Consider the following 15,151-nt stretch of genomic DNA (forward strand, 5'->3'; position numbering starts at 1 on the left):
GTTTGCAAAGGCCATTCTCCCATGACCGATCCGAAGCTGCCTGCTGCGCCGCCGGGGCTGGACCCTGAAGACTGGCCCGCCTTCCGCGCCACGGCCCACCGCCTGCTGGACGCGGCGCTGGACAAGATGGAAGCGGCCCGCGAGGGGCGCGTGTGGACGCCGTTTCCGCCGGAAATGAAGGCCGCCTTCAGCCAGCCTCTGCCCGCGCAGGGGCAGGATGAGGCCGATCTCGCCAGCCAGCTCGCTGCGCTCCTGCCTTATGGCGTCGGCAACACGCATCCGCGTTTCTTCGGCTGGGTGCATGGCTCGGGCACGCCGCAAAACCTGCTCGCCGAAATCGTGGCCAGCGCGCTCAATGCCAATGCCGGGGGGCGCGATCATGGCGCCATCTATGTCGAGCGGCAGGTGATCAGCTGGTGCCGGCAGCTGTTCGGCTTTCCCGAAACGGCCTCGGGCATCCTCGTCTCGGGCACGTCCCTTGCCACCGTCATCGCCCTGAAAACGGCGCGCGATGCACGCCTGGAATTCCGTAGCCGGAAGGAGGGCGTCGAGGGCGCCCGCCTTGTGGGCTATGCCTCGGCCGAGGCCCATGCCTGCAATCCACGTGCATTCGACATTATCGGCCTCGGCTCGGACGCGCTGCGCCGCATTCCCGTGAACGATGCATTCCAGATGGATACAGGCGCCCTGCGCGCGGCCATCCGGGCAGACCGGGAAGCGGGCCTCACGCCCTTCCTCGTCATCGGCACGGCGGGCACGGTCAATACCGGCTCCACCGATCCGCTGGCGGAGCTGTCGGCCATCGCGAAGGAAGAGGGGCTCTGGTTCCATGTCGACGGCGCCTTCGGCGCGCTCGCGCGCTTGTCGCCGAAACACGCCGAACGGTATCGCGCCATTGAGCAGGCCGACTCGCTCGCTTTCGATTTCCATAAATGGATGCATGTGAACTATGACGCCGGCTGTGTCCTCGTACGGGAGGAGCCCCACCACCGGCACGCCTTTTCCGATCGCCCGGACTATCTCAAAGGCGCAGCGCGCGGTATCGCAGCGGGCAATCCCTGGCCGGTTGAATATGGGCCGGAACTGTCGCGGGGCTTCCGTGCGCTGAAGGTCTGGTCCCAGATCGCCGGCTTCGGCACGGAACGTCTCGGCGCCGCCATCGCCCGCAACTGCGATCAGGCCGCTTACCTGTCGTCCAAAGTGGCCCCAGATCCGCGCTTCGAATTGCTTGCGCCCGCCCGCCTGAACATCTGCTGCTTCCGCCTCAAGGCAGATGGCCTGGATGAGGCCGCGCTCGGCGCCCTGAACGAAGAGATCGTCATCCGCCTTCAGGAAAGCGGCATCGCTGCGCCTTCAACCACCAAGCTCAAGGGCCGCACAGCCATCCGCGTGAACCTCACCAATCACCGTACGCAGGAAAGTGACCTCGATCTTCTGCTGACGGAAATTGTGCGCATCGGGGGTGCGGTGTTGGCCGCATAAAAAACATCCCGCGCCCCAAAAAGGCACGGGATGTCTCAAAAAAGTCCCTGAATGATACCTGTTAGCGCGGCGCCATCCGGATGCCGCCATCAAGACGCAGGCACTGGCCGTTGAAATAGCTGTTGCGCACCAGTTCCAGCGCCAGCGAGCCATATTCTTCCGGCTTGCCAAGGCGTTTCGGGAAGGGAACCGAAGCAGCAAGGCTGTTGAGCACCTTGTCGGATGCGCGCAGCATCAGCGGCGTCGCGAAAATGCCCGGCATGATCGAGTTCACGCGAATGCCGATGTCCATCAGGTCGCGCGCCATCGGCAGGACCAGGCCATTGACGCCGGCCTTGCATGATCCGTAGACGACCTGTCCAATCTGGCCATCCTGCGCGGCAACCGAAGCCGTCAGCGTGATGCAGCCGCGCTCGCCATCTTCCAGTTCCGGCAGATTGGCCATGCCTTCAGCCGAAAGCGAAGCGATGCGATAGGACGCGACCAGCACGCCCTTGGCGCCGAACTCGTAGTCTTCCGTGGAGAGGCGCTTGTAGCGGGCGTTTTCCTTGTCCCAGGAAAGCGTCTTGCCGCCTTTGGAGGTCATGGCGCAGTGAACGGTGATCCGCTCCTGCCCATGTGCGGCGCGGGCCTTTTCGAAGCCGGCAACCACGGAGGCCTCGTCCATGATGTTCACATTGCAGAAGATGCCGCCGATTTCCTTGGCGGTGGCTTCACCGGCTTCGGCATTGATGTCGAAGATGGCAACCTTGGCGCCAGCCTTGGCCAGCGCGCGGGCGGTGGCCTGGCCGAGGCCCGAGGCGCCCCCGGTGACGACGGCGGCGGTATCTTTCGTGATTTCCATGGGCGGTCTCCTTCCCGAATGTCTGCGTTCCCTGATTTCTAGGCACGGAAGCGGGGGTAGGAAACAGGTGACGCCGCGCCAATCCAGGCGCGCGCGGGCAGGGGCCGCCGCGTCATTCCTCTTGCTCCTTCGTCAAACACCCGTCACAAACCGTCATCATGGATTGGGGTAAGCTCAGATCGTTTCACGCGGCCGCCGAATCCGGCAGCCTGACGCTTGCCGGCGAGCGCCTCGGCATCTCGCAATCGGCAGTATCCCGCCAGATTGCGGCGCTGGAGGAGCAGCTGGGCGTTTCCCTGTTCCAGCGCCATGCCCGCGGGCTGGTGCTGACTGACAGTGGCCACACTCTCTATCGCTCCACCCAGGAAATGGCGTCTGCCGCCCAGATGGCCAATACGGCCCTGCGCGATCAGCAGGAAACACCGCAGGGTGAGCTGATTGTGTCGGCTCCTGTGGCCTTTGGGTCCACCTGGCTGGTGCCACGCCTTGGCAATTTCATCCGCCGCCATCCGGACCTGCGTCTCGACCTGCGCCTGGACGACCAGGTAGAGTACGATCTGCTGAAACTGGAAGCCGAGTGCGCCATTCGCCTCTGGCCGGCCGACAAGGCCGATCTCATCCAGCGCAAACTCGGAACGGTCGCGACGAATCTCTACGCGTCCGCCGAATATCTCAAGGCGCATGGCACCCCGCGGGAGCCGCAGGACCTGGATGATCACCGGATCATTGCCTACGGCGACGATTCGACCCCGCTGATTGAAATGGCATTCGCCTGCAGGGTGGGGCGCGATGACGCACCCCCGCGCCCGGCGACCATCAAGGTGAACAATGTTTTCGCCATGTTGCGCGCGGTTGATGCCGGCCTCGGAATTGCGGACGTGCCGGACTATATGGCGGCGAATTTCCCCCGCCTTGTGCGCGTCCTTCCTGATGTAACAGGGCCTACTTTCGATCTTTACTTCATTTACCCCAGCGACCTCAGAAGGTCCAAAAGGGTGGCCGCGTTCCGGGAGTTCATCACCACCGAAACCGAGGCGATGCGGCGGCTGCCTATGCGTCAAGGTTCCTGAATTTCTCGTAACGCATGCAAAAAAGCATATTTGTGCTGCTGTGTCGCATGTTGCAATGCAGCGTAAATGCCCTATTTAGGCTCTATGCCAAGGGTCCTGGGCATGAACCCGATCATTCCTCCGATTGGGCGTTTCCTCCCCCCTTCAGGACCCCACTTTATGCCCGGCGCGTCTTCAGATGCTGCCGGGCTTTCTTTTTCACGCTGCCCTGAGGCGCCGGAATAGAACCTTACAGAATTTACAAAACATACTTTACCGGAAGAAGCCGCGCACCAGCCTCCAGATGAGGAAGACGACCAGCGCGAATGTGAATCCCATAGAGGCGTAGAGTACGAAAACAGAAAAGCCGTTCCAGGGCTGACCGAGATTTCCGCCTGACAGTTCCAGGAAGGGCGGCATCCAGCCGAGGCTGACGGTCACCGCATCATTCCGGCTGAGATCGCGCAGCTTGTCGGCCCACATCATCGCCAGCTGGAAGAAGCCGAACACGCCGAGCGCCCCGAGCAGCAGGTTCATCGCAGTCTCGTCCTTCTTGGCGAGGCGCGCTTCCCGGTCCCGGGTCTGGCTTTCCATATTGGAGATCAGCCGTTCGATATAATCGTTCCGCCGCCCGATGCCGCGCAGCTGGGTCATCTTTTCGAACACTTCGCTCTCGGTGTCGTACCGGAAGACGTTCATGTAGCGGTCGCGGTAATAGTTCGCGTAGTCGCCGGTGCGGAAGGCGTAGAAGGCTTCGGCGGCGCGTTTCAGACGCCCCTTGTTGCCCAGGCGCTCGACCTCACCAATGAGCTCGAAGGCGGCGGCCTCATATTCCCGCGTCATGAACTCGTTATGCATCGAGACGACATGGATCATGAAAGCGTAGGGGCAGGTGCCGATATAGTCGTTGGCCGCCTCCAGGCTGCGGGCTTTCTCGACATAGGTGATGAGGGCGCGGGGATTGGCATATCGGACGAACTTGCGTTCCGTCGCCTGTTCCTCGGTCGCCGGATAGATCGGGTCAGTCGAGTCCAGGATCTCTGAAGGGTCCTGGTTCATGAAGTCGATGATGTTCTGGTTGAAGCCGGCAATGAACAGGTATTGCAGGCAGTCCTGACGAGTGCGGTCTTCCAGGGCCGGACGTGTCGCGCGCGCCGCCGCGACCTCGGCGTCCGTAAACCGGTCATAGTCGGGCCGGTGAATCACCCAGTGCCAATAGTCGGCGCCCATCCGAACTTCGGGCACATCGACGAGCCCCCTTGGGTTCAGCCCTTCCAGCTTCTCCTGATAGGGCAGGTAGCAACCCTCCTGCACCATCAGGGTGCGCGGCGGTGGCAGGCCGGTCGCCGGGTCCGGCTCGGGCAGCAGACGGCGGAAGAAGGTGGCGTCCTCGAAGAAGAACAGCAGGCGCGAGACAGGCATCTCCAGGCCCGGCACTTCGATGAAGGGCGCAGTGGCCACGAGATTTTCGAAGACGGGCTCTGGACGCTGACCCTTTTTGGGGTCGACGGAAGGAAGTGCGCCAAAGAGGCTTTCGGCATCCAAATTGAACGCGCTGCGTACATATTGCCAGAAACTCCGATTGTCTCCATGCGGACTTTTTACGCGCAGGAGATCGAGCGGGGCAATTCCGGTCTTGTCATCCGTGGCGCGGAAAGGTCGGGCGCCGGGCGCCCTTGAGGCAGCCTCGAACTCTTTCGGCGCGGCGGCCTTCTGCAGAAGGGAGAGGAAATAGAACTCTCCGGGTGTGTGGTCGTAATTATAGCGGAAGGAGAGATGATAGCCGATGGCGCCATTTGCGTGGGTGTACCAGAAGCGGCGAACACGGATCGTCCGCGCCTTGCCCAGGCCCGGCGGCGTTGCGATGAAGCGGCGGCCTTCCGTCGACCAGGCGATTTCATCGGGCGCGGTGATCTCGATAAATTCTCCATCGCGGGGGCAAAGCGTGTCGAGCAGGAAATCGTCCACGGCGCCAAGGCGTTCGCGGTCGGCGATGTCATTGAACAGGGGCTCTACTGCGTCGCGCAGGCGTTTGCTGCCGCGATAGCCGGGCTGGAAATCCCGCACGGCGTCGGGGGTGAGGCGCTGGCCCAGCGCGGCGGTAACATTCTTCTCGGAAATGTAGAGCGAGAGCGTGAAGTAGATGGATTTGTCTTCACACTCTTCGAAGCCTTCCTGCAATCCGGTCATCTGCGTCATTCCACCTGCCCCGTCAGACTTGCTGTTTCCGTCCTGTGTTTCACTGTGAGGCCGGCCCCCGCCGGCTAGCTTCGGTCCTGCAGCACCTGCCGGGCCGCATCGTATACGGCGTCAAACCCTGTCAGCGGAATGCTCTCGCCCGCCGCGCAGGCTGCGTCGAGCCGGGCGAGCTGGCTGGCGGCGACCGGCGCGCTTTCCGGGGCGCGCCCCTTCAGGACCGTGACGCCGAAGAACCGGCGCATATGCGCGGCAAGCCGACAGGCCGGCAATGACGAGGCGCCGCCCGAGCCAATCACCCCCAGCAACAGTTCATCTTCCGACCCCTGACTGTCGGACAGCGGTGGCTGTCGGTATTCCATGCCGACAAGACGCGCGCCGCGACGCTCCCAGATCTTCAGCCGGTCGACCTGGTCTAGTCCGGCATGATCGCTGTCGAGTGCGTAGTCCTCCGGGTTCATCTTCACCGGATTGTTCATCTCTATGAAAATCAGCGGTGCGGGCGCCGGGCCTTCGGGCCAGGAGAAGGCGTCGCGCGCTTCCTCGCGCACCAGATGCATCAACAGGCCGAAGAGGCCCCGGCGGCGCTGGCTGGCATCAACAAAGATGTAGGAAAGAGATACGGTCGGATCGGCGCCGTTGCCCGCAAAAGCGATGAAGTTTGCTGCGCCCAGAACCGGACCATTGGCGCCTTCTGTGAGCAGGATCACCATCTCGCGATAGGGACCGTAAAGAGCCGAGAGGCGCTCATAGGCTTCGCCGTCATTCAGCGCCAGGCAGGCGCAGAAGCCGTCGAGGTCTTCCTTCTCGTCTGGCAAGATGAAGGCGGCGTCATAGGCGGCATAAAAGCGGGGCAGGTGGGCGTCGTCGGCGCGCGTGATGTAATGGGCAACTACGTCGCCATCGAGGGCGTCGCTACGCTCGCGTCCGGGAAGGGCTTGAAGGGTCATGCGCGATGAGAGGGCGCATCTCGGCAGCTTCTGTCAACGGGATTCTCAAATCGGGACGGGAGGAGGAGAGGGGCTCGACCGCGGCCGCGTGATGGGGAATGCTGCACGCAGAAAATAATTCGGAGGAACCCCATGTCATCGCGCCACCTTGTCGACCCGGAATTGCTGCCTTTCCTGGAATCGTTTCCGACGGTCAACATCACAGCTGAAATCCTGCCGGCAGCGCGCGAAGCCGGCAAGGCGGGCCTCGCCCTGTTGCCGCCCCTCCCGGAGAATATCGCGGTGGAGGAACGCTTCATTCCCGGCCCGGCAGGCAGCCCGGATGTGCGGGTGAAGCTCTATCGCAAGAAAGATGGCGCCAGCGGGGCGGCAAAGCCGGCGATCCTGCACCTGCATGGCGGGGGCTATATCTCCGGCAATCCTGAATTCATGGGGCCGCAATGCGCCCTCTGGGCAAACCTGTTCGATGTGGTGGTGGTTTCGCCCGCTTACAGGCTGGCGCCGGAAACGAGCTATCCGGGCAATGTCGAGGATGCATACGCGGCAACCGCCTGGATGAACCGGGAAGCAGAGGCGCTTGGCATCGATACGGGCCGCATTGCGGTGACAGGCGAGAGCGCAGGCGGGGGGCTTTCGGCAGCGCTGGCGCTGCTGGTGCGCGACCGGGGCGAATACCGCTTCTGCCACCAGCAGCTGATCTTCCCGATGCTGGATGATCGCACGGCGGTGCGCGCGGACCTTTCACCGATGTTCGGCGAGTTCGTCTGGACCAATGGCTCCAATCATTTTGGCTGGGCCTCGCTGCTTGGCCAGCCGCCGGGCAGCCCGGACGTTTCGCCCTACGCTGCCGCTGCGCGGGCCGAAACGCTGGCGGGCTTGCCGCCGACGTTTATTTCGACCGGCGCGCTTGATCTCTTCACGGAGGAAAACCTGGAATATGCCCGCCGCCTGATGGCTGAGGGTGTTCCGGTGGAGCTGCATGTGTATCCGGGCGCGCCGCACGCCTATATGCGGGACATGTCCGCCCGCGTATCGCGTACCTATATGCGCGACGCCCTCGCCGGAATGGCGAGGGGGCTGGGTGTTGCGTTCGAGGGGTAGGGCGCCGGCGCCTCAGACAGAGGCGCGCAGCATCCAGGCGGTTTTTTCGGCGATCTGCGCGCGCTGCGTGAACAGGTCGACCGAGACCGGATCGTCTGCCTCTTCGGCGATTGCGATGCCTTTCTTGGCGGCGCGGGCGACGGCCTCGTGACCGGCAGCGAGGTTTTTCACCATCTCGTCCGCATCCGGCACGCCGTTGTCCGGCTTTATCGTGGCGCGTTCCATCATCTCGCCGGACGAGCCCGGCGCGAAATGGCCCAGCGCGCGGATACGTTCGGCCAGTTCATCGAGCGCGGTCCACAGTTCGGTATACTGCGTCATGAACATGGCGTGCAGCGAGTTGAAGCGCGGCCCGGTGACGTTCCAGTGATAGCCGTGCGTCTTCACATAGAGCGCGTAAGTTTCGCCCAGCAGATCCTTCAGGGCATCGGCAGAAGCCTTGCGGGCCTTGTCAGACATTCCAATGTCGATCGACATTATCGTCTCCTTTTCAAACCAGATGGGGAACAGCCCCCGTTACCCAATCGATATTGGGTCCGGGGAACAGATTTCCAATTCGAAACTGCCTGAGCGGGTATTGGCTGTGTCTATGACAGATTGGCGCAGAAACGCTGGATGCGGGTCACCGCTTCCTTGAGGATCGCGTCGGAGGTCGCATAGGAAATCCGGAAGGTTCCCGGCAGGCCGAAGGCTTCCCCGAAGACGAGGGCGACCTTTTCCTGCTCCAGCAGCTCTGCGGCGAAGGTCTTGTCGCTGTCGATGATTGTGCCGGAAGCGGTTTTCTTGCCGATCAGGCCCTGGCAGGAGGGGTAGACATAGAAGGCGCCTTCCGGTTTCGGGCAGACGATACCGGCGGCCTGGTTCAGGCCTTCGACCATCAGGTTGCGGCGGCCGGCGTAAGCCGCGCGGAAGCCGGGCAGGAAATCCTGCGGGCCGTTCAGCGCCTCGACACTGGCCCACTGGCTGATGGAGCAGGGGTTGGAGGTCGATTGGTCCATCACCTTGCGCATGGCGCCGATGAGTTTTTCCGGGCCGGCAGCATAGCCGATGCGCCAGCCGGTCATGGCGTAGGCCTTGGAGACGCCGTTCATGGTCAGCGTGCGATCGTAGAGGGCAGGCTCCATCTGGGCGATCGTCTTGTATTCGAAGCCGTCATAGACGAGGTGCTCATACATATCGTCCGTCAGCACCCAGACTTGCGGATGGCGCAGCAGGACGTCGGCGAGCGCCTTCAGCTCGGCGCCGGTATAGGCCGCGCCGGTGGGGTTGGAGGGGGAGTTGAGGATCAGCCATTTGGTTTTCGGCGTGATCGCGGCTTCCAGCTTTTCCGGGGTCAGCTTGTAGGCGGTTTCCGCGCCGCAGGAGACGGCGACGGGCGTGCCGCCGCACAGGAGCACCATTTCCGGATAGCTCACCCAGTAAGGCGCCGGGATCACGACTTCGTCGCCTGCGTTCAGGGTTGCCATGAAGGCGTTGAACAGTACGGCCTTGCCGCCGGGCGAGACGTTTACTTGCGAGGTCTTGTAGGTGAGGCCGTTCTCGCGGGCGAATTTGGCGACGATGGCTTCTTTCAGTTCCGGGATACCGTCCGAAGGGGTGTATTTCGTCTTGCCTTCGCGCAGGGCGCGGATGGCAGCCTCTTTAATGTTCTCAGGCGTGTCAAAATCAGGCTCGCCAGCGCCAAGTCCGATCACATCCAGGCCCTGGCGCTTCATCTCGTTGGCCTTGGTCGTAACGGCGATCGTGGCGGAGGGCTTCACGCGATCGATTGCGTCTGACAGGCGGATGTCGGCGGCCATGGGAGGGGTCCTTTTCTGAACTGGCAGCAGGGGCTGCGGCGCACGGCTTACTGGAGGGTTGCCGGGCCTTCAAGGCGCTGATTTTGCAGGGGCGGGTAAGCCAAACCGGACTTCTTTTCGTTTCCTTGGCAAGATCGATAAAATTTCACCGGGTTTTTCGCGAGCTGCTAACCCAATTGGCCCAAAATGTGCACCGTTGCGGAGAAACCCTGCCCGATGCAGGCGGACTGTTCCGGAGCATAGCCACGCCAATGGAAAAACTGACATTCGATCTCGATAGCTTTGTGAACCGCCTTCGCCACGCCCTGGCGGAGCTGACGGCACATGCTTCCGATTTTGTCGACGGGCTGACCCTGGCTGAAAAGAGCCTGATGGGTGGCATGGGCGTGCTGATGTTGTTCTACCTGTTTGCGCCGGGCGGACGGGGCGAGGCTGCCGGGACGTCCAGTAGCCGGCAGTTCCTCGGACTGTTGATGCTGTTTCTGGCCGCAGGGGCCACGGGCGGCCTGATGATGGCCGGGCGGATTTCCTTCTGAGGTGCAGCGGGCCCGCTTTGCGGGCGGCGCGGCCTGCATTATCTCTGCGACCATGACCGACGCAGCCTCCGGCGCTGCCCCAACGCGTGGGGTGGACGTCATCCGCGATCATCTCAAGCACCTGCCGGCCAGGCCGGGCGTCTACCGTATGTTCGGTGAGGCGGGCGAGGTGCTGTATGTCGGCAAGGCGCGCGACCTCAAAGCGCGGGTGTCGAACTATACGCGCATGGGCGGGCACACCCAGCGGATTGCGCGGATGATCTCGATGACGCGCTCGATGGAGTTCGTCGTCACCGAGAGCGAGACCGAGGCGCTGCTGCTGGAAGCCAGCCTCGTCAAATCATTGAAGCCCCGCTTCAACGTGCTGCTGCGCGACGACAAGTCGTTTCCCTATATCCTGATCCGCCGGAACCATGAGGCGCCGCAGATCAAGAAGTATCGCGGCAGCAAACAGGATGAGGGCGACTATTTCGGCCCGTTCGCCAGCGCCGGCGCGGTGATGCAGACGCTGGACACGTTGCAGAAAGCCTTCCTGCTGCGCACCTGCGAGGACAGCGTGTATTCCGCGCGGACGCGGCCCTGCATGCTGCACCAGATCAAGCGCTGCGCGGCGCCCTGCGTCGGCCTGGTATCGAGAGAGGATTACACCGCGCTGGCTGACCAGGCGGCCGACTTCCTGCGCGGGAAGGGGGCTGACCTTCAGAAGCGGCTGGCCGCTGACATGGAAGCAGCCTCCGAAGCGATGGAATTCGAGACCGCCGCGCGCCTGCGCGACCGAATCCGCGCGCTGGCGCATGTGCGCGCCACGCAGGACGTGAACCCTGACGGCATCGAAGAGGCAGACGTATTCGCTATCGCCATGGATGGCGGGGTTTCCTGTGTGCAGGTGTTTTTCATCCGGGCCGGGCAGAATTGGGGGGCGACGGCGCATTTCCCCCGGCATGAGCGCGACCAGTCTGTTGAGGAAGTGCTCGCCGCGTTTCTTGTCCAGTTTTACGACAAGCGGCCGCCACCCAGGCTGATCCTCGTGAATGAATTGCCCGAACAGGCGGACCTGATCGAAGAGGCGCTGGCGCTGAAGGCTGGCCGCAAGATCGAGCTGCGCCGGCCTGAGCGCGGCGCCAAGCGAGACCTGCTGACCCAGGCCGAGCGCAATGCGGGCGAAGCGCTTTCGCGCAAGCTGGCAGATTCGGCGAGCCAGGAGCGGCTGCTGAGCGAAGTGCAGAAGGTGTTTGAACTTCCGTCCGTACCCGACCGGATTGAAGTGTACGACAACTCCCACATCCAGGGCACCAATGCCGTTGGCGGAATGGTGGTGGCCGGGCCGGAAGGGTTCCAAAAGCAGGCGTATCGCAAGTTCAACATCAAGGACGCAGACCTCACGCCGGGCGACGATTACGGCATGATGCGTGAGGTGATGCGGCGGCGGTTTGCGCGGGCGCTGAAGGAGAAGGAGGCGGGCAATGTCTCCGACTGGCCAGATCTTGTTCTGATCGATGGCGGTTTGGGCCAGTTGAGCGCGACGCTGGAAACGCTGGCGGAGCTTGGTTTGACCCCGGAGGATGTGACGCTGGTCTCCATCGCCAAAGGCGTTGACCGAAATGCCGGGCGCGAGCAGTTTTTTCGGCCGGGCAGGGCGCCGTTCAAGCTGCCGGAGAATGCGCCGGTGCTCTACTATCTGCAGCGCCTGCGCGATGAGGCTCACCGCTGGGCCATCGGCGCACACCGCCAGAAACGTGCGGCAGAAGCGGCGCGTTCACCGCTTGATGAAATCGAGGGTATCGGCCCGGCACGGAAGAAGGCGCTGTTGCACCATTTCGGATCGGCCCGCGGCGTGTCGCGCGCGAAGGTGGCCGACCTTATGGAGGTCGAGGGCGTCAACGAAGCATTGGCGCAGCGGATCTACGGCCATTTCAACGGCGGGTGACGCGGGTCAGCCCGCCATCCGGGCGCTGCGCGCAGCGAGGCCCGCAAGATAGCTTTCGATCAGAAGAACAAGTTCGTCTTCCAGCGCTTTGGGGTCGAGTTCCAGTTCCGGCTCTGCAGCGGACGCTCTCAAAAGGCAGACGACAGCGTGGGTGAGTACGAAAGCGGACTCCCGACCCAGCGCAAAGCTCAGCTCACTTCGGTCACTGATCGAGCTCATAAAAGCAATGTGATGCTGGCTGAGAACACTTTCGCCGCGTGCCTTGAACAGCGCGTCCATCAGCACGATGCGGGTTTCCGGCGAGCCTTCGATGCCCGACATGATCGCCTGGATGATGGTGCGGATGCTGTCCTGTTCGGGGGAGGCGAGCACGATCTCGGTCACTTTCTGTCGCACCGCTTCGGCCTGACGCTCGCCCATCGCGGCGAGGATGTCGTCCCGATCCTCGAAGTATTGATACAGCGTGCCGATGCTGACGCCGGCTCGTTCTGCAATCCGGTTCGTGGTCAATTTGGTGGCGCCCTCAGCTTCTAAAAGCTGAAACGTCGCGGCCAGAATGGCATCTACCGTCGCCTGCGCACGCGCCTGCTTCGGATTTCTCCTAGGTTTATCAGTCATTTATGTCCCCCGACTTCCCAAATCCCGGCTTTTTGTCCGATGCGAGTGGAAAATCTGAGTATTACTTACATTATTTTTGGCAGGCAGCCAAGGACCGTTTAGATGACCGCTTCGCTAGAACATGTGCACCAGCGAGTTGAACACCAGAAGACGGCTCTTCCCGTAATGTATGGCGCAGTGGACTTCTCGGCGAGTCCTGAGCGCTACACAGACGATGTTTCTGTAAGCTCCATGGCAGCGTATGCCGACAAATTCCCGGCGCCACCGGCGGATATGGTGGCGCGCGTCAAAGCCTATACGATGCTGGGGGATGTGACGGCCGACGCCTATGCGATGCTGATGCCTAAGTTTGGCTTTCGGCGGCTGGTGACCATGCTGCAAACGGCCTGCGACAAGGGCCTTGAGGCCGTGCCGGATGCACCGCCCGAACTGGTGGCGCTGATCCGCGAGATGGAAGTGAAGCCGGCCTGGCTGGACATGGATCTTGTGCGCAAGGGTGCGAAGGCGAACCGGTTGCCGATGGCCCTGTTTGCGCCCTGGACCATTCGCGGGGCGTTCCTGGCGACCTTCATGAACAAGTATACCGCGTTGCCGATGGCGCTGACGGGCACGCTCTCCAACACGACAGCGGCCAAGCGCGTGAATGAAACGGCGACGTTCTTCACCGTGACTACGCTGCCGAATGCGCTGGAGCCGCGCGGGGAAGGCTTCAAGGCGGCGGCGATGGTGCGCCTGATGCATTCCATGGTGCGCTTCAATGTGCTGCGCGCCGGCAATGCCTGGGACAAGTCCGTCTACGGTATTCCGATCCCGCAGGTGGACCAGATGCCGGCGGGCCTGATTGATGTGTTCTTGCTGGCCTTCAAGATGGTGGGGCAAGGACGTACGGAGTTTACCGCCGAGGAGCGCGCCCGCGTCGAGTTCAGCCGCTATCGCTGCTACCTTCTGGGGCTGCCCGAAGACCTGCTGATGGATACGCCGCAGGGCATTATCGACATGATGAACGCCCGCAGCGCGTCGATCCGTTCCGGCTTTGATGATGCAACCTGCGGGGAGCTAGTGCGCGCGACGATGGCGGCTTACCTGCCGCCGGAACGTTCGCTGGTCAGCCGTGTTCGCAACTCACTGGAGCGGCGCGTCGGCCGGATCGTGCTGGTGCAGCGCTTCCTGGGGGGCAATGCCGCAGCGGCGCGGGACATGGGCGTGCCGGTCGGGCTGGCCGACTATCTGACAGCGGGTATCATCCTGCCGGCCATCGGGCTCAAGATGGCGCTCTATGGCCTGGCCGACAAAGTGCCGGGCCTGCGGGAGATGGCGGACCGGCGGCTGGTGGCGAAGATCCACCGTTTGCTGAAACGCTATGGCCACGCCGAATTTACGACGGATGCGGAACAGTATCGCCCAGCCGTTCCGGCAGCGGCGGGCCATTAAGGCGCGCTGTCGCGGCTAGCTCGCGGGGCGGCCGATCATGGCGAACCAGTCCGAGAAGGCCTGAAAGGTTTCGTTCGAGGCGACCGGCGTCATGGTGACGTGCATGATGAGGTAATAGGCGAGCAGCACCGGCATGGGCCAGCGGACCCTGCCGGTGCGCCATTCCACGAGAATGAAGATGGCGCAGACGGCTTCCAGGAAGACCAGCGAGACATAGAGGCTGGCGCTGAAATTCGGCACGAGCGTTGGCAGCAAGTTGACGAAGAGGCGTTCGAGGGCAGCTTCCAACGGGATCAGCGCGCTGGCGACCAGGGCGGAGACATGGAGGCGAATGTCGCGGGCGCGGGCGGCGAGGGTGGCGCTGGCGACATAGACAGTGAAGAGCGCCATGCCGGTCAGGTCCAGCCACACGAACTTCACGTCCAGCAGGCGGAAGCTCGACAGGTTGGCGTAGGCCATCATCTGCACGACGTAGAGCCCGCTGGCGACGACCACAGCGGCCAGCACAAGCGAAGCGTATCCGAGCTGGCGATGCAGAGCGCGGCGGCCGGTTCGCATCAGGGCATATTGGAGCAGGGGCAGCGCCATCCAGAGCGTCGCCGACCAGCCATGGATGTGATGGGGCAAGGGCGTTTCGTGGAGGATGGCGAAGAAGCTCGGCCAGAAGCCGGCGACAGCCAGCACAAGCGCGGCCGCAAAGACCGGCCAGGGATGCCGGAGCGCCCTGCGGAACAGTTGACCTGCAGACATGTCGCCACTCCCCCGAGCCAGCCTCACAGAACACTGCCAAAGGGTGTGGAGGACGTCCAGCAGATTGGCGGGCCTGCGAAAAACGAGGTTACAATCGGGCGGCCCATCGCCTATATAGGTCCTGTCTTCGGACTATGGCGATAAACGCGCGTGTAATAAGCGGCTCGGACCCGGGGGCGGTACCCGGCGGCTCCACCAAAAGCGGATCTGGAATGGTCCGTTTCTGACGGGGCCGAAACAGTGTCGACGGACGTGTAAAGACGAGGCTTTCGCTCGCTTGGGCTGCGTTAGAAGCCCAAAAGCAAATAGTTGCAAACGACAACTTTGCTGAAGGCGAACTGATGGCTGCGTAAGCGGCCGGATGTTTTCCGACTTTAACTCCTAGGGCTTCAGACCCCTAGGCGGGGCCCGGTGGCGCCTGGCAACAGAAGCCACCACCTTATCCCTCAAATTCAGATTGCCTCCGCG

Annotated in this window: 13 protein-coding genes and 1 other RNA gene; 7 read left to right on the top strand and 7 right to left on the bottom strand. The window is 62.8% G+C overall.

Annotated features, from left to right (window positions below):
- Window positions 1-21 precede the first annotated feature (21 nt).
- Window positions 22-1,482, top strand: coding sequence for a pyridoxal phosphate-dependent decarboxylase family protein (locus K1X12_RS06785; protein ID WP_220986859.1), 1,461 nt, complete (start codon window positions 22-24; stop codon window positions 1,480-1,482).
- A 61-nt stretch (window positions 1,483-1,543) separates the two neighbouring features.
- On the opposite strand, the gene K1X12_RS06790 is transcribed toward K1X12_RS06785, so the two are convergent.
- A complete protein-coding gene (locus K1X12_RS06790; RefSeq protein ID WP_220986860.1) occupies window positions 1,544-2,326 on the bottom strand; it encodes an SDR family oxidoreductase in 783 nt (260 codons plus the stop codon).
- A 158-nt stretch (window positions 2,327-2,484) separates the two neighbouring features.
- On the opposite strand from K1X12_RS06790, the gene K1X12_RS06795 reads away from it, so the two are divergent.
- On the top strand, window positions 2,485-3,396 hold the full coding sequence (locus K1X12_RS06795) for a LysR family transcriptional regulator (protein WP_220986861.1): 912 nt from the start codon (window positions 2,485-2,487) through the stop codon (window positions 3,394-3,396).
- 252 nt (window positions 3,397-3,648) lie between these two features.
- Here K1X12_RS06795 and K1X12_RS06800 read toward each other — a convergent pair whose 3' ends face one another.
- Both K1X12_RS06800 and K1X12_RS06805 read right to left on the bottom strand, forming a co-directional pair.
- Window positions 3,649-5,574 carry a hypothetical protein gene (locus tag K1X12_RS06800; protein ID WP_220986862.1) on the bottom strand — a complete coding sequence of 642 codons (1,926 nt, stop codon included), beginning with the start codon at window positions 5,572-5,574 and terminating at the stop codon, window positions 3,649-3,651.
- 65 nt (window positions 5,575-5,639) lie between these two features.
- A complete protein-coding gene (locus tag K1X12_RS06805; RefSeq protein ID WP_220986863.1) occupies window positions 5,640-6,521 on the bottom strand; it encodes a GNAT family N-acetyltransferase in 882 nt (293 codons plus the stop codon).
- 132 nt (window positions 6,522-6,653) lie between these two features.
- Here K1X12_RS06805 and K1X12_RS06810 point away from each other — a divergent pair, with 132 nt between their 5' ends.
- Window positions 6,654-7,622: an alpha/beta hydrolase gene (locus K1X12_RS06810; RefSeq protein WP_220986864.1), complete on the top strand. Its 969-nt coding sequence runs from the start codon at window positions 6,654-6,656 to the stop codon at window positions 7,620-7,622.
- A gap of 12 nt (window positions 7,623-7,634) precedes the next feature.
- Here K1X12_RS06810 and K1X12_RS06815 read toward each other — a convergent pair whose 3' ends face one another.
- The gene (locus K1X12_RS06815) at window positions 7,635-8,099 is read right to left on the bottom strand and encodes a Dps family protein (RefSeq protein WP_220986865.1); all 465 of its coding nucleotides are present in this window, start codon (window positions 8,097-8,099) and stop codon (window positions 7,635-7,637) included.
- A 110-nt stretch (window positions 8,100-8,209) separates the two neighbouring features.
- Complete coding sequence (locus K1X12_RS06820; RefSeq protein WP_225907902.1) at window positions 8,210-9,421, bottom strand: pyridoxal phosphate-dependent aminotransferase; 1,212 nt, start codon at window positions 9,419-9,421, stop codon at window positions 8,210-8,212.
- Window positions 9,422-9,672: 251 nt separating this feature from the next.
- Here K1X12_RS06820 and K1X12_RS06825 point away from each other — a divergent pair, with 251 nt between their 5' ends.
- Window positions 9,673-9,957: a hypothetical protein gene (locus K1X12_RS06825; protein ID WP_220986866.1), complete on the top strand. Its 285-nt coding sequence runs from the start codon at window positions 9,673-9,675 to the stop codon at window positions 9,955-9,957.
- A gap of 52 nt (window positions 9,958-10,009) precedes the next feature.
- On the top strand, window positions 10,010-11,884 hold the full coding sequence (gene uvrC, locus K1X12_RS06830; RefSeq protein WP_220986867.1) for an excinuclease ABC subunit UvrC: 1,875 nt from the start codon (window positions 10,010-10,012) through the stop codon (window positions 11,882-11,884).
- 6 nt (window positions 11,885-11,890) lie between these two features.
- Here the strand turns inward: uvrC and K1X12_RS06835 are convergent, their stop codons facing one another.
- Window positions 11,891-12,502, bottom strand: a complete 612-nt coding sequence (locus tag K1X12_RS06835) for a TetR/AcrR family transcriptional regulator (protein ID WP_220986868.1) — start codon at window positions 12,500-12,502, stop codon at window positions 11,891-11,893.
- Window positions 12,503-12,604: 102 nt separating this feature from the next.
- Between K1X12_RS06835 and K1X12_RS06840 the strand changes: the two genes are divergently transcribed.
- The gene (locus K1X12_RS06840; RefSeq protein WP_220986869.1) at window positions 12,605-13,933 is read left to right on the top strand and encodes an oxygenase MpaB family protein; all 1,329 of its coding nucleotides are present in this window, start codon (window positions 12,605-12,607) and stop codon (window positions 13,931-13,933) included.
- Between the two features lie 15 nt (window positions 13,934-13,948).
- Here the strand turns inward: K1X12_RS06840 and K1X12_RS06845 are convergent, their stop codons facing one another.
- Window positions 13,949-14,683 (bottom strand): hypothetical protein, encoded by a 735-nt coding sequence (locus K1X12_RS06845; RefSeq protein WP_220986870.1) that lies wholly within the window; start codon window positions 14,681-14,683, stop codon window positions 13,949-13,951.
- 84 nt (window positions 14,684-14,767) lie between these two features.
- On the opposite strand from K1X12_RS06845, the gene ssrA reads away from it, so the two are divergent.
- Window positions 14,768-15,122: a transfer-messenger RNA gene (gene ssrA / locus K1X12_RS06850) on the top strand.
- Window positions 15,123-15,151: the final 29 nt, after the last annotated feature.

The organism is Hyphomonas sediminis (assembly GCF_019679475.1).
In the GTDB taxonomy this organism is placed as follows: domain Bacteria; phylum Pseudomonadota; class Alphaproteobacteria; order Caulobacterales; family Hyphomonadaceae; genus Hyphomonas; species Hyphomonas sediminis.